Below are 17,508 nucleotides of genomic sequence, written 5' to 3'. Positions count from 1 at the left end.
CCGGGCGCGCCAAGCTGTGCCGCGCCGGGACTCGGCGGGCAAGGGGCCGTCACCACGAAATCTGTGGAGGAATCAGGCCTTGCCGGCCTTTGTCGTGGACAACTTGGCCTCCAGCGCATCGAGGCGCGCCTTCAGCACATCGGTCTCGTCGCGGGCCGCCGCCGCCATGGCCTTCACCGCGTCGAACTCCTCGCGGCTGACGAAGTCCATGCCGCCGAAGAAGCCCTTGGCCTTCTCGCGCATCTGCGCCTCGGCCTCGCGCCCCGCACCAGCAACGGTGCCGGCGAGGCCGTTCATCATCTTGGCGAAATCATCGAAGAAACGGTTTTCGGACTGCATGACTCTAATTCCCTCCGGATTAGAGCTGCACTTGGGTGCTCCCGGCCCCCGGCGCAAGCGTTTCCGCGTTCGGGTTCAGCACCTCGATCGAATGATTGAGCCACGCCGCGAAGCAGAGCCACAGCAGATAGGGCAGCATCAGCAGCGCCGCGCGCGAGCGGATGCGCGCGAAGGCGAGCGTCGTCGCGATGGTCAGCACGATCATCAGCAGGATGATGGCGAAGGCGGCGCCCATCCGGTGCGCGGCGAAGAAGGTCGGCGACCAGGCGAGGTTCAGCACGAACTGCGCCGCGAACAGCCCGATCGCGATCCCCCGACCGCTGGCCCCGCGCGCCCACAGGATCATCGCCAGCGCGAAGCCGATCAGGATGTAGAGCAGCGTCCACACGACGGGGAACACCCAGCCCGGCGGCATCGCGGCCGGCTTGGCGAGGGCAGCGAACCACGGATTGCCGTATCCCGATCCGGCCGCCACGCCGGACAGGATACCGAGGAACAGGATCAACGGCACCGTCACCATCGCGACGCGCAGGAACGACATCCGCAACTGCCCCGGTGATGCCAGCTCGCTCATCCGTACCCGCCCCGTTAACTATGTGGGGAACGAGGTAAAGCGTTGCTGCGGCGCGTCAACCGGCGTTGTTGGACATCTGTCTCATAGCGGTCACCAGAAACTCGATATTGCCTTCCGGGCCGGTGATCGGGCTGGTCGTGACGCCGATCACGTCCCAGCCGATCGTGCCGAGCCATGCCACGACGTCGTCGCAGACCCTTTGGTGGACGGCCGAGTCGCGCACGACGCCACCCTTGCCGACCTCCCCTTTGCCCGCCTCGAACTGTGGTTTGATCAGCGCGGCGAGGCGCGCGCCGGGCTTGGCCAGATCGAGCGCGGCAGGCAGCACCTTCGACAGCGCGATGAAGCTTGCATCGCAGACCACGATGTCGACGGGCTCGGGGATCTGCTCGGCGGTGAGGTGGCGGGCGTTGGTACGCTCCAGCACGACGACGCGATCGTCCTCGCGGAGCTTCCAGGCGAGCTGGCCGTGGCCGACATCCACCGCATAGACCTTCGCCGCGCCGCGGGTCAGCAGCACGTCGGTGAAGCCGCCGGTCGAGGAGCCGACGTCGATCGCAGTCGCGCCGGTCACCTCCCAGCCGAAATGGGTGAGCGCGTGATCGAGCTTGAGCCCGCCGCGCGAGACCCAGGGATGGTCCTTGCCCTTCACCTCCAGCGGCGCTTCGGGGGCGAGCGGCTGGCCCGCCTTCTCCACCTTGCGATCGCCCGTATAGACGAGACCGGCGAGGATCAGCGCCTGCGCGCGCGTCCGGCTCTCGGCGAGGCCGCGATCGGCCAGCAATTGATCGGCACGAATGCCCTTGCTCATCTGCTCGGCTCCGGTTGCAATTCACGCAATCACGTGATCATTACTCACACTTGAAATAATATTTCGTCAGACTTATCTCACGTTTCGTCGCAGGGCAACGTCCGTCCCCCCCCCCCTCTGAGGCGTTGCCCTGCGCGCACAAGCATAGGAAATCAACATGCGTATTCTCGAGAACGTGGCGATGGCCGCGGCGCTCCTCGGCGCTCAGTCGCTGGCGATCGCCACCATTCTGATCCACTAAGGCGCGGCGGCGCTCCCGCCGTCCACCTCTCCGGCCATCGAGCCGGGTGTCCAAGCCGCCCAGGGAAACCTTGGCGGCTTTCGCATGTGTGGGACACATCAATCCTCCCCCGCCAGGGGGAGGATTATGAACTTGTCTATCCGTCCCGGCTCATCCCAGCGGATCGCTTGCGCAATCCGGTGCCCGCGCTGCGACATGCCCCCGGCATGTCGCTTCTCGCGCGGTCACCCCATGGCCTTGACGATCTCCTCGACCATCTTCTTCGCGTCGGCCAGCAGCATCATCGTATTGTCCATATAGAAGACCTCGTTGTCGACGCCGGCATAGCCGACACCGCCCATCGAGCGCTTCACGAACAGCACGGTCTTGGCCTTCTCCACGTCGAGTACGGGCATGCCGTAGATGGGCGAACTCTTGTCGGTCTTGGCCGCCGGATTGGTGACGTCGTTGGCGCCGATCACGAAGGCAACGTCGGTCTGCGCAAACTCGCCGTTGATGTCCTCCAGCTCGAACACCTCGTCATAGGGGACGTTGGCTTCGGCGAGCAGCACGTTCATGTGGCCCGGCATACGGCCCGCGACCGGGTGGATGGCGTATTTCACGCGGACACCCTCTTTCTTGAGGATGTCGCCCATCTCGCGCAGCGCGTGCTGCGCCTGCGCCACCGCCATGCCGTAGCCCGGCACGATGATGACCTGCTCGGCTTGTTGCATGAGGAACGCCGCGTCCTCGGCCGAGCCGCGCTTCCACGGGCGGTCGATCGCCTGCCCGCCTCCGCTGGGACCACCGCTCTCCGCGCCGAAGCCGCCGGCGATCACGGAGATGAAGCTGCGGTTCATCGCGCGGCACATGATGTAGGAGAGGATCGCGCCCGACGAGCCGACCAGCGCGCCGGTGATGATCATCGCGGTGTTGTGCAGCGTGAAGCCCATCGCGGCGGCCGCCCAGCCCGAATAGCTGTTCAGCATCGACACCACGACCGGCATGTCCGCGCCGCCGATCGGGATGATCAGCAGGAAGCCGATCACGAAGCTGAGCGCCGTGATCGCGGCGAAGACGGGCAGGCTGTCGTCGGTGACGAAATAGGCGATCAGGCCGATGATCAGCGCCAGCGTGCCGAGGTTGATGACGTGGCGGCCGGGCAGCATGATCGGCTTGCCCGACATGTTGCCGTTGAGCTTGAGGAAGGCGATCACCGAACCTGAGAAGGTGATCGCGCCGATCGCGATTCCGAGCCCCATCTCGATGCGGCTGACCTGATGGATGTGCAGCGTCTCGGGATCGAGGATGCCGAACGCCGCCGGGTTGGCATAGGCTGCGATCGCCACCAGCACCGCCGCGAGGCCGACCAGCGAGTGGAAGGCAGCAACGAGCTGTGGCATGTCCGTCATCTTGATGCGGCGGGCAGTGGTGAGGCCGATGGCCGCGCCGATCACGATCGCGGCGACGATCTCGATGAGCGTGATGCCGTCAATGTGGGCGATGAAACCGTTAGCGCCGAAAGCTTGATAGCCGTTCAGCGGTACATGCGTAATCAGCGTCGTCACCACCGCGATCAGCATGCCCGCCATGCCGTAGCGGTTGCCCTTGCGGCTGCTCTCGGGGCTGGAAAGCCCGCGCAGCGCCATGATGAAGCAGATACCTGCGATCAGGTAGGCCAGCGCCACCCAGGGATTTACCGCGACTTCTTCCACTACCTCTGCCCCCTACCGTCACCCCGGCCCTGAGCCGGGGTCCCGCTGCCTTCCCGCGTCTTCAGAAGCGGGACCCCGGATCAAGTCCGGGGTGACGAATGGATCAATGCTTGGCGGCTGTCGGCCGCTCTTTCTTCTTGTACATGGCGAGCATCCGCTCGGTGACGGCGAAGCCGCCGAAGATGTTGACGCTGGCCAGCACGATCGCCAGCAGCCCCAGCCACTTCGACGTCGCACTCCCGGCCGCAGCGCCCGCGATCAGCGCGCCGACGATGATCACCGAGGAGATCGCGTTGGTCACCGCCATCAGCGGCGTGTGCAGCGCCGGCGTCACCGACCACACAACATAATAGCCCACGAAGCAGGCCATCACGAAGATCGACAGGATCGAGATGAAATCCATGGCCGCTCAGTCCTCCCCCGCCTTCTTGTCCGCCTTGGCGACGATATCCGCCGCGCACGGCGCGATTTCCTTCGTACGGCACGTGCCGGTCAGCGAAGCCAGCCGGTCCGGCGTCACCATGTCGCCGGTCTTCTTCATCAGATCGACCGCATAGCTGAAACGCTTGCCGTCCTCCGTCACCGGCCAGAGGATCGTCAGGTAGAGATCGTCCGCCTCGTCGCCCGACCACGGCTTCATATGCTTGGCATGCGGGATGGCGCTGCGCAGCGCATCGGCGAACTTTCCGGTCAACGGATCGCTCGCGTCGGTCTTGACGTCGGTCGAATGCTGGACGGGTCCGTTGGCCGAACCGGCGACCATCAGGAGGGAAAGAAAGAGCGCGTTCATGTCAGCAACCTCGGATTCACGACTTTGCCGCCCTGCGTCAGCCGGATGGCATCGCCGATCTCCGCATCGAGCACGGGCGCTCCCTTATCCTTGTCCCAAAAGGCTGACAGGAAGTTGAACAGGTTTCGGGCGAACAAAGCGGACGTGTCCGCGGCCAGCCGGCTCGGCACGTTGCGGTGGCCGACGATCTTGACGCCGTGGCGCTCGACAACCTCACCCGCGACCGCACCCTCGACATTGCCGCCGGCCTCCACCGCGAGATCGACGATCACGCTGCCCGGCCGCATCGAGGCGATCTGCGCGTCGCTGATCAGGCGCGGCGCCGGGCGGCCCGGAATCAGCGCGGTGGTAATCACGATGTCCTGCTTGGCGATGTGGCCGGAGACCAGCTCGGCCTGCGCCTTCTGATATTCCTCCGACATCTCGGTGGCATAGCCGCCCGAGCCTTCGCCTTCGATGCCCGCGACATTCTCGACGAAGATCGGCTTGGCGCCGAGCGACAGGATCTGCTCCTTGGTCGCCGAACGCACGTCGGTGGCGGAAACCTGCGCGCCGAGCCGCCGCGCGGTGGCGATCGCCTGCAGGCCCGCGACGCCGACGCCCATGATGAACACGCGCGCCGCCGACACCGTGCCCGCCGCCGTCATCATCATCGGGAAAGCGCGGCCATATTCGGCCGCCGCATCCAGCACCGCCTTGTAGCCCGACAGGTTGGACTGCGAGGAGAGGATGTCCATCGACTGCGCGCGGGTGATGCGCGGCATGAATTCCATCGCCAGTGCCTCGATCCCCGCGGCGGCATAAGCGTCAACGCGGGTCCGCTCGCCGAACGGATTGAGGCCCGCCGCCAGCCACGCGCCGGTCTTGGCGCCCGCGATCGAGGCCGGGTCCGGCCCCTGCACGCCCAGGATGATGTCGGCGCCGGCCAGCACCGCCGCGCGATCCGCGACGGTCGCGCCGGCATCGGCATAGGCGGCATCCGCGATCGAGGCCGTCACGCCCGCGCCCGCTTCCACCGCCAGCTCGGCGCCAAGGCCGATGAACTTTCTCACCGTTTCCGGCGTGGCCGCGACGCGACGCTCTCCAGCCGCCTGCTCGCGCAGGACCGCGATCTTCACCCCCATGCCCGCGACCTCAGTGCGAGATCAGGTAGACGACGACGAACGCCACGATCAGGCAGCCGACGGTACCGAACTTCAGCAGCGAGAGAAAACCCTCATAGGTGTTTTCGTGCGCCTTCATTTCCATCGGGGAATGATCCGACATGTCCGCCCTCCTGATCTCTTTGGCGCGGTTTGACCTGCCAAGTCCTACACTGCAAGTGCAATCATCCCTTTGGACAGGCGTCGCTGCTTGGCCGGGCTTAAGTCCGTCTTTACCCGGCCGCGCTAGCAATCGTTCCGAAACCGAGGGAACGGAATGCCGCGCGAGACCATCCGGAGCCTGCTGCTGATTGACGAGGATGCCGGGCAACGCCGCCTGGTATCCGCCATCGCGGCGCGTGCAGGCTGGCGCACGATGGTCGCCGATTCGGCGGCCGCCGCGCTCAAGACGCTGAAGTCGCCGCAGGGCGCGACTGTCGAAGCCGTGCTGATCGACCAGCGCGACGATACGCCCGCGACGGTCGCCGAACTGCGCGCCGCGCATCCGGACAAGGCCGTCCACGTCCTCACCGCGCTCGACGGCCTCGCCGTCGCAGTGGAGGCGATGCGGCAGGGCGCCACCGATTATCTGGTCAAGCCGATCGCGCCGGAAAGGCTGATGGCCGCGCTCGACACCGCGGCCAACCGCGATTCGATCGAGGGCGAGCTGCGCCCGATGGCCGAGAAGCTCTGGCAACCGCTCAGCTTCGACGAGATCGTGGGCAGCGTACCCGCCTTCCGCGCGGCGCACGCCACCGCCGAGCGCGCCGCCGAAAGCCGCGTGCCCGTTCTCATCGAGGGCGAACGCGGCACCGGCAAGGAAATGTTCGCCGAGGCGATCCACGCCGCCTCCCCCCGCGCCCAGCGCCCGCTGATCGTGGTGGATTGCGGCGTCGTGCCCGCCAACGTCGTCGATTCGACCCTGTTCGGCCACGAGCAGGGCGCCTTCGCCGGCGCCTTCGAGCGCAAGCATGGCCGCTTCGTCGAAGCCGATGGCGGCACGCTGTTCCTCGACGACGTGGCGGCGCTGCCGCTCGATACGCAGGCGCGGCTGCTCGCCGTGCTCGAATCCGGCCGCATCTGGCCGCTCGGCGCGCGCGGCTATCGCGAGGTCGACGTCCGCGTCATCGCCGCCAGCCGCGTGTCGCTCGCCGAGGAGGTGGCTCAGGGCCGCTTCCGCGAGGACCTGCTTTACCGCCTCGCCGGCGTGCACGTCGCACTGCCGCCGGTGCGCGAGCGCGCCGCCGATCTGCCGGCGCTGGCCCGCCACCTGCTCGATCGCATCGCCCGCCAGCCGGGCCTGCGCGAACTCGACATCACCGACGACGCGCTGGCGCTACTCGGCGCCTATGATTGGCCGGGCAACGTCCGCCAGCTCCAGAACGCCCTGTTCCGCGCCGCCGTGCTGTGCGACGCGCCCTCGCTCACCACCGCCGACTTCCCGCAGATCGCGCAGGAGAGCTTCTCCCGCCGCCGCCCGCGCGCGGAGACCGGCCACCGCATGCCGTCCGTCGCGACCGGCGGCGTGCTGCTCTACACGCCAGAAGGGCACCTTCGCCCGCTGGAAGATATCGAGGGCGACGTGATCCGCCTCGCCATCAGCCACTATCGCGGCCGGATGAGCGAGGTCGCCCGCCGGCTCGGGATCGGGCGGTCGACGCTGTACCGTAAGCTCGGCGATCTGGGGATCGACAGCGCGGCGTAAGGCTCCGGCTTATTTCGGCGCGAGCGAACCGAAAATCTGCGGCCGATCGACCGACCGAGTCGCCGTCCAGTCGGCGGCGACGGTCGACGGCGCGCGCGCCGTGCCATCCGCGCTGACCGAGTACGGATTGTTGTGGAGCAGAATCTGGCGGTAATGCTCCGTCAGGCCGGCATAGCGCTTCTGGAACGACGCCATGTGCGCATCGGTCAGCGTGCCACCATCGCGCTGCTGCTGATCGAGCGCCTCCTGTCGGAGAGACTGCACGCTTTGATCATATCCCGCCTGGATCTGCCCCGGCAGAAGCTGGATCGCGCCCGATGCGTGGGCACTTGTGGCAATCATCATCGCCACACCGATCAGAAAGAAGGGCTGTTTCAGGGACTGAGGCATAATAAAACCTCCTGTTATCCCCCCCACATTTCGATTGAACGGCTCCGGCCTCCCGTTGTCAATCGAAACGTAGTCGAAGTTTCTCAGCCGGGCGTCAGCGCCTCATCCCGCATCCCGCGCCACACCCGGACCGCTTGCACCGTCTCGAACACGTCGTGGACGCGCAGGATCTGCACGCCCTGCACCGCCCCCTTCAGAGCCAGCGCGATCGAGCCGCCGAGACGCTGCTCGACCGGAGCCTCGCTGGAGAGCGCGCCGATGGTGCGCTTGCGGCTGGCGCCGAGCACGATCGGAAGGCCCAGTCCATGGAACAGCGACAGACCGTTCAGGATCTGGAGATTGTGGCGGAGATTCTTGCCGAATCCGATGCCGGGATCGACCAGCAGCCGTTCGCGCGCCACGCCGGCGGCGACCACGCTGTCGATCCGCGCTTCCAGCCAGTCGTACACGTCCAACAGGGCGTCGCGGTAGCGCGGATCCTGCTGCATCGTCGCTGGGTTGCCCTGATGGTGCATGAGGATGACCGGCGCCTGTGTGCGCAGCACCACTGCCAGCGCTTCGTCGTCCCAGGTCAACGCGGCGACGTCGTTGATCAGATGCGCCCCGGCCGCGAGCGCCGCCTCCATCACCTGCCCCTTGCGGGTGTCGATCGACAGCGCGACGCCGGAATTGCGCAACGCCTCGATCACCGGTTTCACGCGGGCGATCTCGTCGCCTTCCCACACCGTCTTCGCACCGGGCCGGGTGGATTCGCCGCCGATATCGACGATCGCGGCGCCCGCCTCCGCCATCGCGACGGCAGCCGCCGCAGCGGCCTGCGGATCGGCCTCCAGCCCCTTGCCGGTCGAAAAACTGTCGGGCGTGACGTTGAGGATGCACATCACCTGCGGCTGATCGAGCCGAACGGTGCGCTGCCCGAGCGTCAACGCGACGCGCGGCGCGGTCAGGCGACGAAGCTGGGTGCGCGCGGCCGAAGATTGCGGCTCGGGCAGGCTCTCGGCGAAATCCTCGATCCGCTCGACCGGCACCAGCGCGCTGGCGAAACGCCCGCTCTCGTCGGCGGCGATCGCCTCGACCATCGAGAACCACAGCAGGCCGCCGGCGAGGCGCAGCGCCTGCCCGTCATAGCCGAAGGGCGCGTCTACGAAGCCGGTCGGGCGCAGATAGATGCGCGCGGTTCGGCCGCGCCGCGCGATCTCGGCAGAGATCATCCGGCGGGCTGCATCGCCAGCCATTGCTGGCGCAGCGTATCGATCGGCTCCAGCCGCCCCTCGCGCTCGACATGCCAGAAGGTCCAGCCGTTGCACGAGGGCGCGCCCTGCAGCGTCGCGCCGAGCTTGTGGATCGATCCCTCACCCAGTTCGCAGAACAGCGAGCTGTCCGCCCGTACGCTCGCTTTCCAGCGGCGCTTCGCGTCGGTCAGCACCGCACCCGGCAGCAACATCCCCGCCTCGACGATCGCACCGAACGGCACACGCGGCGCGGCGCGCTTGGACGGCATCACCGTCATCGCGCTCTCGTCGAGCGGAAGTGCCGCGGCGATACGTTCGCGGGCGACGCGGATATATTTCGGCTCGCGCTCGATGCCGATCCAGCGGCGGCCAAGGCGCTTCGCCACCGCACCGGTGGTGCCAGTGCCAAAGAAGGGATCGAGCACCACGTCGCCCGGCTTGGTCGTCGCCAGCAGCACGCGATACAGCAGCGCCTCCGGCTTCTGGGTCGGGTGCGCCTTGGCGCCGTCGTCATCCTTCAGCCGCTCGGCGCCCGAGCAGATCGGGAAGCTCCAGTCGGAGCGCATCTGCACTTCCTCGTTCAGCGCCTTCATTGCCTGATAGTTGAAGGTGTAGCGCGCCTTCTCGGACTTGGACGCCCAGATCAACGTCTCGTGCGCGTTGGTGAAGCGCGTGCCCTTGAAGTTGGGCATCGGGTTGGCCTTGCGCCAGACGATGTCGTTGAGGATCCAGAAACCCTCATCCTGAATGGCAGCACCGACCCGGAAGATATTGTGATAGCTACCGATTACCCAGATCGTGCCGTTATCCTTCAGGATCCGGCGCGCCTGCGCGAGCCACGCCTGGGTGAAGCGATCGTAGCTGGCGTAGCTGTCGAACTTGTCCCAATCGTCGTCCACCGCATCGACCTGGCTACCGTCAGGACGGAAGAGATCGCCACCAAGCTGCAGATTATAGGGCGGATCGGCGAAGATGCAGTCGATCGACTTATCGGGCAGCTGCGACATCGCGTGGATGCAATCGTCGCGCAGGATCTGGTCGAGCGGCAACTCACCAGCCGCCGCACGCGCCCGCGCGATCTTCGATCCCGTACCCGTCTCAACCTGATGCATGCTGTGCCCCGAACCCGTTTCGGCGCGCAAACTGAGTCCCCGGCGACTCGCGGTCAAGCAAAAAAGGGTAAAGATTCCGGCGAGTCGCGTGGCTTTCCTGATGAAACGAAACAAGACCGCCACCGGATGTTGAGTCCGGGCGACTCGTCGGACTCAATCCCTAGTGGTGTGGCTGCGAGGACTCGGCTGGCCGCTTTTCAGATCGCGAGGCAGAGTTGCGCGACCGGCGCGAAGCTGCGGCGATGGATCGGGCTAGGCCCCAGGCGAACCAGCGCCGCCTTGTGCGCGGGGGTGCCGTAGCCCTTGTTCTGGCGCCAGCCATAGCCGGGCCATGTCGCGTCATGCTCGTGCATGATCCGATCGCGCGTTACCTTGGCGACGATCGAGGCGGCTGCGATCGAGCGGCTGAGCGCGTCGCCCGAGACGATGGCGGTCGCGGGATAGCGCCACTTGGGCAGCGCATTGCCGTCCACCAGCACCATCCCCGGTTCGACGCCGAGCGCATCCACCGCGCGCGTCATCGCCAGCATGGTGGCATGGTAGATGTTGAGCCGGTCGATCTCGTCGACATCGACGATGCCGACGCCCCAGCCCGCGATCCGCGTGATCTTGGCGTAGAGCGCCTCGCGCGCCGGCTCGTCCAGTTTCTTGGAATCGTCGATGCCGTGGGGCACGCGCCGCCGGTCGAGGATCACGGCGGCGGCCACCACCGGCCCGGCGAGCGGACCACGTCCGGCCTCGTCGACGCCGGCGCAGGGTTCGGGATGATCGCGCTCGAAACGGAAACTGGGAGGCATGGCCCCTCCTAGCGCCGGCACCCCGTCGTGCAAAGCGAGGAGCGCTCCGCGCCGCATTCGACGAAAGTGGAACCTCCCCTTCGGTCGCCGATTAATAACTTGATAGGCAGAAACAAGTCATAAGGGGACAGGAATGAGGACCTGACCATGGTGCGCAAGGATATCGACATGATGCCGCGTCAATTCGCGGTCGCCTTGATGACCGGCATGGTGTGCGGTTCAGCCTGTTGGGCAGGCCTGATCGCGCTGGTCATCCGCTAAAGCGGCGAGTCTTGCTGCATTGCAACTAGACCCGCCACGTCCTTTACAATCCATTTACGATACGGCCGCCGCCTGACGCTTCAGCCGAGCTGCGTAGCTCTTCCTGAACTTTTGCAGCTTGGGTGCGACGACCGCCATGCAATAGGCATTGCCGGCCCCTTCCCGCTCGAAATATTCCTGGTGATAATCCTCGGCGACGTACCATGGCGCCTCCGGCTCGATGGTGGTGACGACCGGCTTGTCCCAATCGGACTGCGCCCGCTCGATCGCGTGCCGCGCCGACGCTTCCTGCTCTGCAGAGTGGGGAAAGATCGCCGAACGATACTGGGTGCCGACGTCGTTACCCTGCCGGTTGAGCTGGGTCGGGTCGTGGATGTGGAAGAAGATGTCGAGGATGTCGTCATAGCTGATCACGGCCGGATCGAAGGCGATACGGATCGCCTCGGCATGGCCGGTATCGCCGCCGCACACCTGCTTGTAGGTCGGGTTGGCGACTGTGCCGCCGATATAGCCGCTCTCGACGGATTCGACGCCGATCACGTCGTCGAACACCGCCTCGACGCACCAGAAGCAGCCTCCGGCCAGCGTCGCGATTTCCTGGGTCATGATAGGACTCCTTGATGGAGGATTTGTCGCCCATTTCGGCGGCCGCAGCGCGTTTTTCAATAGGCGGCGTCTCGATCCGGTACGGATCCGATCGCCATCGGAATTGACGAAGCCTTTACGTGCTGGCCCTATGAAGCGTGGCCATGGACGCACGCATCGCCGATCTCCGCTCCGTTCCGGCCGCCGCCGAGGTGGCCGTTCAATCCGTCGTCGTGGTGGGACTGGGCTATGTCGGCCTTCCGCTTGCCGTCGCTCTGGCCAAGAGCTTTCCGACCGTCGGCCTCGACATCGATGAGGGCCGCATAGCGGAACTTAAGGCCGGGCACGATCGCACCGACGAGATCGACGACACGCGCCTCGCGGCGTCCGAACTCCAATATGCCGCCAGGGCCGATGCCTGCGCGGCGGCCGATGTCTACATCGTCACCGTCCCCACGCCGGTCGACGAGCGCAACCGGCCGGACCTGCGCGCCCTCCTCTCGGCCTCCGAGATGGTCGGCAGGATGCTGCACGGCGTCCGCAAGCCGCTGATCATCTTCGAGAGCACCGTCTATCCGGGCGTCACCGAGGAACTCTGCGTCCCCGCCATGGAGCAGGCTTCCGGCCTGACCTGGAAGGAGGACTTCTTCGTCGGTTACTCGCCGGAACGGATCAATCCGGGCGACCGCGAGCATACCGTCGACCGCATCATCAAGGTGGTGTCGGGCGACAGCCCCGAGACCACCGACCGCGTGTCGAAGATCTACGAGCGCGTCACCTCCGGCGGCACCTTCCGCGCCGCCTCGATCAAGGCGGCCGAGGGCGCCAAGGCGATCGAGAATGCGCAGCGCGACGTCAACATCGCCTTCATGAACGAGGCGACGCGCATCTTCTCCAAGCTCGGCGTCAGCATCTGGGACGTGATCGACGCGGCGAAGACCAAGTGGAACTTCCTGCCCTTCACACCGGGTCTGGTCGGCGGCCACTGCATCGGCGTCGACCCCTATTACCTCTCGCACCGCGCGATCGAGCTGGGTCACCTGCCGGAAGTCATCCCGGCCGCCCGTTCGGTCAATGACGACATGGCGCGCTGGATCGCCGACACGCTCCACCTGACGCTCAAGCGCCGCTCGCTGCGCGTGCTGATCCTCGGCGTGACCTTCAAGGAGGATGTGCCGGACCTGCGAAACTCAAAGGTTGGCGACATCGTCAAGCGCTTCTGGTTCCACGGTCATTCGGTGACGGTCCACGATCCGCATGCCGACGCCGCCGAGGCGGAGCGCGATTATGGCGTGCACCTCGATCCCGAAGCGCTGGACCAGCGCTACGATCTGGTCGTCGCGGCCGTTTCGCACCGTTTCTATCGCGAGATGGACGACGCGACGCTGGCGGGCCTCGTCGAGGAGGATGGCCTGTTCGCCGACGTGAAGGGCGTGTTCCGGGGGCGGGACATCGGCCGGGCCATGTGGTCGCTCTGACGGTTACCGTGTCTCGTAGGATCTGACAGGACGCCCGATCAGGGCTCGTCGAGAGCATCGAGGATGGCGCGGCCATACGCCGTCTTGGCGAACAGCCGGCCTCGTCGCTCGGCCTGCGCGCGATCGATGAAGCCCATGCGGAACGCGATCTCTTCCAGGCAGGCGATCTGGATGCCCTGCCGCCGCTGGATCGTGCGGACGAACTCGGCGGCTTCGATCAGGCTGTCGTGCGTGCCGGTATCGAGCCAGGCATAGCCGCGCGACATGCGCTCGACGCCCAGCAGGCCATCGTCGAGATAGGAACGGATGAGATCGACGATCTCCAGTTCGCCACGCGCCGAAGGCTTCAGCCCGCGCGCGCGCGCGACCACGCTCGAATCGAAGAAATAGAGGCCGGTGACCGCGTAATGCGATTTCGGCTCGCGGGGCTTCTCCTCCAGCCCGATGACGCGCCCCGCATCGTCGGTCTCGACCACGCCGTACCGCTCCGGGTCCTCGACCCGGTAGCTGAAGATCGTGGCGCCCGCCTCGCGCTCGGCCGCGCGGGCCAGCAGCTCGACCAGATGACTGCCGAAGAAGATGTTGTCGCCCAGCACCAGCGCCACCGGATCGTCCGCAATGAAATCGGCACCGATGGTGAACGCCTGCGGCAACCCTTCCGGCCGTTCCTGCACGGCGTAGGTGATGGACAGGCCGATCTCCGATCCGTCGCCGAACAGGCCCTGATAATTGGCGAGATAGTCCGGCGAGGAGATGATCAGGATCTCGCGGATGCCGGCCAGCATCAGCACCGAGATCGGATAATAGATCATCGGCTTGTCATAGATCGGCAGGAGCTGCTTGTTGACCACCAGGGTGGCCGGATGGAGCCGGCTGCCGGTGCCCCCGGCGAGGACGATGCCCTTCATGCCGCGGACAGCCCGCGACGGCGATCGGCCTGCCGTTCGCGCACGATCGCCTGCCACCAGGGTTCGTTGGCGAGATACCAGCGCACCGTCTTGCCGATCCCGCTTTCGAAACTCTCCTGCGGCTTCCAGCCCAATGCGTCGCGGATCTTCGAGGCATCGATCGCATAGCGCAGATCGTGTCCCGGCCGGTCCGCCACGAATCCGATCTGCGCGCTGTAGGGGCGGCCATCGCCGCGCGGGCGCAGATCGTCGAGCACGGCACAGACGGCCTTTACCACCTCGATGTTACGCCGCTCGGCATTGCCGCCGATATTGTAGCTTTCACCCGGCGTCCCGCGCTCGAACACCAGGCGGAGCGCGCGGACGTGATCGTCCACGAAGAGCCAGTCGCGCACGTTCACGCCCTGCCCGTAGACCGGGAGCGTCTCGTCCGCGAGCGCCTTGACGATCATCAGCGGAATCAGCTTTTCGGGAAAGTGATACGGCCCGTAATTGTTCGAGCAGTTGGTGATCAGCACCGGCAGGCCGTAAGTGTGCCCCCAGGCGCTCACCAGGTGATCGGCCCCCGCCTTGGACGCGGAATAGGGCGAGCGCGGATCATAGGGCGTGGCTTCCGTGAACAGCCCGTCCGGCCCCAGCGATCCATACACCTCGTCCGTCGAAATATGATGGAAACGGAATGCCTTGCGCCGCGTTTCCGGCAATCCGCGCCAATAGGCGCAGGCCGCATCGAGCAGGATGTGGGTGCCGACCAGATTGGTCTGGATGAAGGCGCCGGGCGCATCGATCGATCGATCGACGTGGCTTTCGGCCGCCAGGTGCGTGATCACATCGGGCTGGAAGTCCGCGATCGCGCGCTGCACCGCTCCTGCATCGCAGATGTCGCCCTGCACGAAGCGATAGCGCGGGCTGCCGCTCGCCTCCTCCACTGCCGACAGCGTGCCGGCATAGGTCAGCTTGTCGAAATTGAGGACCTCGTGCGGGCTGTCCGCGATCAGGTGGCGAACCAGCGCGGAGCCGATGAAGCCCGCCCCCCCGGTCACCATGATGCGCATCGGCCCCTCCTCCCACGGTCAATCGGCCTTCCCATAGCCGATTAGCCTGAGCAAATTCCTAATCCAGCGCGCGGCGACGCGGATCACCGAGAGGGCCGCTGCCCCGGCCCAGGCCCGGCGCCGCGAGAATCGCCGCCCGCACGTAGCGCCGCGCCGCCGCGACCGTCGCGTCCAGCCGCTCGCCCTTCGCCAGCCCGGCCGCGATCGCGCTTGCCAACGTGCAGCCGGTGCCATGGGTGTGGCGGGTCTCGATGCGGTCGTCGATCCACGTCTCGCTGGATCCATCGACGCGAACGAGGCGATCGATCAGCCGCTGGCCCTCCCCGTGCCCGCCCTTGGCCAGCACCGCAGCGCGTGCGCGGGTCGCCAAAGCCTCGGGGCCTTCCGGGGAAAGCAGGGCCAATTCCGGCAGGTTGGGCGTGACGAGGGTGGCGAGCGCCATCAGCCGCTCGAACGCCGCGATCGTCGCCTCGTCGGCGAGCGTCGCGCCGCTGGTCGCGACCATCACCGGATCGAACACCAGCGGCACTCGCGCATCCTCGCGAGAGAGTCGATCGGCGACCGCCTCGGCGATGGCGGGCGATCCGATCATCCCGATCTTGATCGCGTCAGCACCGATGTCGGTGAGCACGGCATCGATCTGTGCGACCACCAGCGCCGGTTCCAGCACCAACATATCCGATACGCCGAGCGTATTCTGCGCGGTGATCGCGGTGATCGCGGTCATGGCATGGCAGCCGAAGGCGGTGACCGCCTTGATGTCCGCCTGGATGCCCGCCCCGCCGCCGGAATCCGATCCGGCGATCACCAGCACTCGGGGAGCGCTCATCCCTTGTGCTTGCGCTCGGTCGAGGCTGGATAGCGTTTGAGTGCGTCGCCGCTGCGGGTCGGGCGGTCCATCAGTTCGCCACCGCAATTGGGGCAATGCTCGTCGAGCGCATCGGCGCATTCCGCGCAGAAGGTGCACTCGAAAGAGCAGATGAACGCGCCGGGGTGCTGCGCCGGCAGGTCCGTGCCACAGCGTTCGCAGTCGGGGCGCATCTCCAGCATCAGGCCGCGCGCCTCACCGCCTCGCAGACATCCTCGACCACCGCCGAGACCAGGGCAGGATCCTCGCCCTCCGCCATCACGCGGATCAGCGGCTCGGTGCCGGACTTGCGGATGACGAGACGACCGGAACCTTCGAGACGCTTCTCCGCCTCGGCGATCGCGGCCTTGACCCCGTCGGTCTCCAGCGGCGCGCCGCTCTTGAAACGGACGTTCTGGAGCTTCTGCGGCAACGGCTCGAAGCAGGCAAGCAGCTTCGACGCCGGCTTGCCGGTCTCGACCAGTTCGGCGAGCACCTGCAGCGCGGCAACCAGCCCGTCGCCGGTGGTGGCGTAGTCGGACAGGATCAGGTGGCCGGATTGCTCGCCGCCGACGTTGAAGCCGTCGCGGCGCATCGCCTCCAGCACGTAGCGGTCGCCGACCGCAGTACGGTGGAGCGAGAGGCCGGCTTTCTCCAGATAGCGCTCCAGCCCGAGGTTCGACATCACGGTCGCGACGATGCCACCGCCCTGCAGCAGCCCGCGCCGCTGCCAGCCGGTGGCGATCAGCGCCATGATCTGGTCGCCGTCGATGATCTTGCCCTTCTCGTCGACGATGATCAGGCGGTCCGCATCGCCGTCGAGCGCGATGCCGATGTCGGCGCGCGTCTCCAGCACCTTCTGCTGCAGGGCCTGCGGGGCGGTCGAACCGACGCCATCGTTGACGTTGGTGCCGTTCGGCTGGACGCCGATCGCGATCACGTCCGCACCCAATTCCCACAGGGCCGACGGCGCTACGTTGTAAGCGGCGCCGTTCGCGCAATCGACCACCACGCGCAGGCCGTCGAGGCGGAGATTCTCGGGGAAGGTCGCCTTTACCGCGTGGATGTAGCGGCCACGCGCATCCTCGATGCGCTGGGCGCGGCCGATCGCCTCGGCGGCGGCAAGGCGCGGCGCCTTGTCGAGCGCCTTCTCGATCGCCGCCTCGTCCTCGTCGGACAGCTTGAAGCCGTCCGGCCCGAACAGCTTGATGCCGTTATCCTGGTACGGGTTGTGGCTGGCCGAGATCATCACACCGATGTCGGCGCGCATCGCACGGGTCAGCATCGCGACGGCGGGCGTCGGGATCGGGCCGAACAGGATCACGTCCATGCCGACCGAGGTGAAGCCAGCGACCAGCGCCGATTCCATCATGTAGCCGGAGAGCCGCGTGTCCTTGCCGATCACGACCCGGTGGCGATGATCGCCGCGCAGGAAGTGCGCGCCGGCGGCCTGCCCCACCTTCATCGCGAGCTCCACCGTCATCGGCGCCTCGTTGGTGCGCCCGCGAATACCGTCCGTCCCGAAATATTTGCGCGCCATGATCGCT

20 protein-coding genes are annotated in these 17,508 nt (G+C 66.6%); 2 read left to right on the top strand and 18 right to left on the bottom strand.

What is annotated here, in order from left to right; all coding sequences use genetic code 11:
* Positions 1-72: 72 nt before the first annotated feature.
* The 8 genes from QGN17_RS01085 to QGN17_RS01050 all read right to left on the bottom strand — a co-directional run bounded on the left by QGN17_RS01085 (position 73) and on the right by QGN17_RS01050 (position 5,715).
* Positions 73-339, bottom strand: coding sequence for an accessory factor UbiK family protein (locus QGN17_RS01085; protein WP_281042670.1), 267 nt, complete (start codon positions 337-339; stop codon positions 73-75).
* A gap of 19 nt (positions 340-358) precedes the next feature.
* Positions 359-913: a TspO/MBR family protein gene (locus tag QGN17_RS01080; protein WP_281042669.1), complete on the bottom strand. Its 555-nt coding sequence runs from the start codon at positions 911-913 to the stop codon at positions 359-361.
* A 55-nt stretch (positions 914-968) separates the two neighbouring features.
* Positions 969-1,724 carry a TlyA family RNA methyltransferase gene (locus QGN17_RS01075; RefSeq protein WP_281042668.1) on the bottom strand — a complete coding sequence of 252 codons (756 nt, stop codon included), beginning with the start codon at positions 1,722-1,724 and terminating at the stop codon, positions 969-971.
* A 465-nt stretch (positions 1,725-2,189) separates the two neighbouring features.
* Positions 2,190-3,659 carry an NAD(P)(+) transhydrogenase (Re/Si-specific) subunit beta gene (locus tag QGN17_RS01070; RefSeq protein ID WP_281042667.1) on the bottom strand — a complete coding sequence of 490 codons (1,470 nt, stop codon included), beginning with the start codon at positions 3,657-3,659 and terminating at the stop codon, positions 2,190-2,192.
* A gap of 103 nt (positions 3,660-3,762) precedes the next feature.
* Positions 3,763-4,062 carry an NAD(P) transhydrogenase subunit alpha gene (locus QGN17_RS01065; protein WP_160362961.1) on the bottom strand — a complete coding sequence of 100 codons (300 nt, stop codon included), beginning with the start codon at positions 4,060-4,062 and terminating at the stop codon, positions 3,763-3,765.
* Positions 4,063-4,068: 6 nt separating this feature from the next.
* A complete protein-coding gene (locus QGN17_RS01060; RefSeq protein ID WP_281042666.1) occupies positions 4,069-4,449 on the bottom strand; it encodes a hypothetical protein in 381 nt (126 codons plus the stop codon).
* Complete coding sequence (locus QGN17_RS01055) at positions 4,446-5,567, bottom strand: NAD(P) transhydrogenase subunit alpha (RefSeq protein WP_281042665.1); 1,122 nt, start codon at positions 5,565-5,567, stop codon at positions 4,446-4,448. Before QGN17_RS01055 ends, QGN17_RS01060 begins: the two co-directional genes overlap by 4 nt.
* A gap of 16 nt (positions 5,568-5,583) precedes the next feature.
* Entirely contained in the window at positions 5,584-5,715 is a 132-nt protein-coding gene (locus tag QGN17_RS01050; RefSeq protein WP_281042663.1) for an aa3-type cytochrome c oxidase subunit IV, read from the bottom strand.
* Between the two features lie 153 nt (positions 5,716-5,868).
* Here QGN17_RS01050 and QGN17_RS01045 point away from each other — a divergent pair, with 153 nt between their 5' ends.
* A complete protein-coding gene (locus QGN17_RS01045; protein WP_281042662.1) occupies positions 5,869-7,296 on the top strand; it encodes a sigma-54-dependent transcriptional regulator in 1,428 nt (475 codons plus the stop codon).
* Between the two features lie 9 nt (positions 7,297-7,305).
* Here the strand turns inward: QGN17_RS01045 and QGN17_RS01040 are convergent, their stop codons facing one another.
* The 5 genes from QGN17_RS01040 to msrA all read right to left on the bottom strand — a co-directional run bounded on the left by QGN17_RS01040 (position 7,306) and on the right by msrA (position 11,694).
* Positions 7,306-7,686, bottom strand: a complete 381-nt coding sequence (locus QGN17_RS01040) for a hypothetical protein (RefSeq protein ID WP_281042661.1) — start codon at positions 7,684-7,686, stop codon at positions 7,306-7,308.
* A gap of 83 nt (positions 7,687-7,769) precedes the next feature.
* Entirely contained in the window at positions 7,770-8,897 is a 1,128-nt protein-coding gene (gene folP, locus QGN17_RS01035) for a dihydropteroate synthase (protein ID WP_281045119.1), read from the bottom strand.
* Positions 8,894-10,030 carry a site-specific DNA-methyltransferase gene (locus QGN17_RS01030; protein ID WP_281042660.1) on the bottom strand — a complete coding sequence of 379 codons (1,137 nt, stop codon included), beginning with the start codon at positions 10,028-10,030 and terminating at the stop codon, positions 8,894-8,896. The genes folP and QGN17_RS01030 overlap by 4 nt, the downstream gene beginning before the upstream one ends.
* Before the next feature lie 197 nt (positions 10,031-10,227).
* A complete protein-coding gene (locus QGN17_RS01025) occupies positions 10,228-10,827 on the bottom strand; it encodes a ribonuclease HII (protein WP_281042659.1) in 600 nt (199 codons plus the stop codon).
* Between the two features lie 315 nt (positions 10,828-11,142).
* The gene (gene msrA / locus QGN17_RS01020; protein ID WP_281042658.1) at positions 11,143-11,694 is read right to left on the bottom strand and encodes a peptide-methionine (S)-S-oxide reductase MsrA; all 552 of its coding nucleotides are present in this window, start codon (positions 11,692-11,694) and stop codon (positions 11,143-11,145) included.
* A 143-nt stretch (positions 11,695-11,837) separates the two neighbouring features.
* Here msrA and QGN17_RS01015 point away from each other — a divergent pair, with 143 nt between their 5' ends.
* A complete protein-coding gene (locus QGN17_RS01015; RefSeq protein ID WP_281042657.1) occupies positions 11,838-13,151 on the top strand; it encodes a nucleotide sugar dehydrogenase in 1,314 nt (437 codons plus the stop codon).
* A 38-nt stretch (positions 13,152-13,189) separates the two neighbouring features.
* On the opposite strand, the gene rfbA is transcribed toward QGN17_RS01015, so the two are convergent.
* The 5 genes from rfbA to glmM are packed head-to-tail and all read right to left on the bottom strand — an operon-like array spanning position 13,190 to position 17,501.
* Entirely contained in the window at positions 13,190-14,059 is an 870-nt protein-coding gene (gene rfbA, locus QGN17_RS01010) for a glucose-1-phosphate thymidylyltransferase RfbA (protein WP_281042656.1), read from the bottom strand.
* Positions 14,056-15,114 (bottom strand): dTDP-glucose 4,6-dehydratase, encoded by a 1,059-nt coding sequence (gene rfbB / locus QGN17_RS01005; protein ID WP_281042655.1) that lies wholly within the window; start codon positions 15,112-15,114, stop codon positions 14,056-14,058. Before rfbB ends, rfbA begins: the two co-directional genes overlap by 4 nt.
* Positions 15,115-15,172: 58 nt before the next feature.
* Positions 15,173-15,943, bottom strand: coding sequence for a bifunctional hydroxymethylpyrimidine kinase/phosphomethylpyrimidine kinase (gene thiD, locus QGN17_RS01000; protein ID WP_281042654.1), 771 nt, complete (start codon positions 15,941-15,943; stop codon positions 15,173-15,175).
* Positions 15,940-16,164, bottom strand: coding sequence for a DUF1272 domain-containing protein (locus QGN17_RS00995; protein ID WP_281042653.1), 225 nt, complete (start codon positions 16,162-16,164; stop codon positions 15,940-15,942). The genes thiD and QGN17_RS00995 overlap by 4 nt, the downstream gene beginning before the upstream one ends.
* Positions 16,164-17,501 (bottom strand): phosphoglucosamine mutase, encoded by a 1,338-nt coding sequence (glmM, locus tag QGN17_RS00990; protein ID WP_281042652.1) that lies wholly within the window; start codon positions 17,499-17,501, stop codon positions 16,164-16,166. The genes QGN17_RS00995 and glmM overlap by 1 nt, the downstream gene beginning before the upstream one ends.
* Positions 17,502-17,508 lie beyond the last annotated feature (7 nt).

This window comes from Sphingomonas oryzagri, from assembly GCF_029906645.1.
Classification (GTDB): domain Bacteria; phylum Pseudomonadota; class Alphaproteobacteria; order Sphingomonadales; family Sphingomonadaceae; genus Solisphingomonas; species Solisphingomonas oryzagri.
The sequence above is the reverse complement of the archived record's forward strand: the minus strand, read 5'-3'. Positions and strand labels throughout refer to the sequence as shown.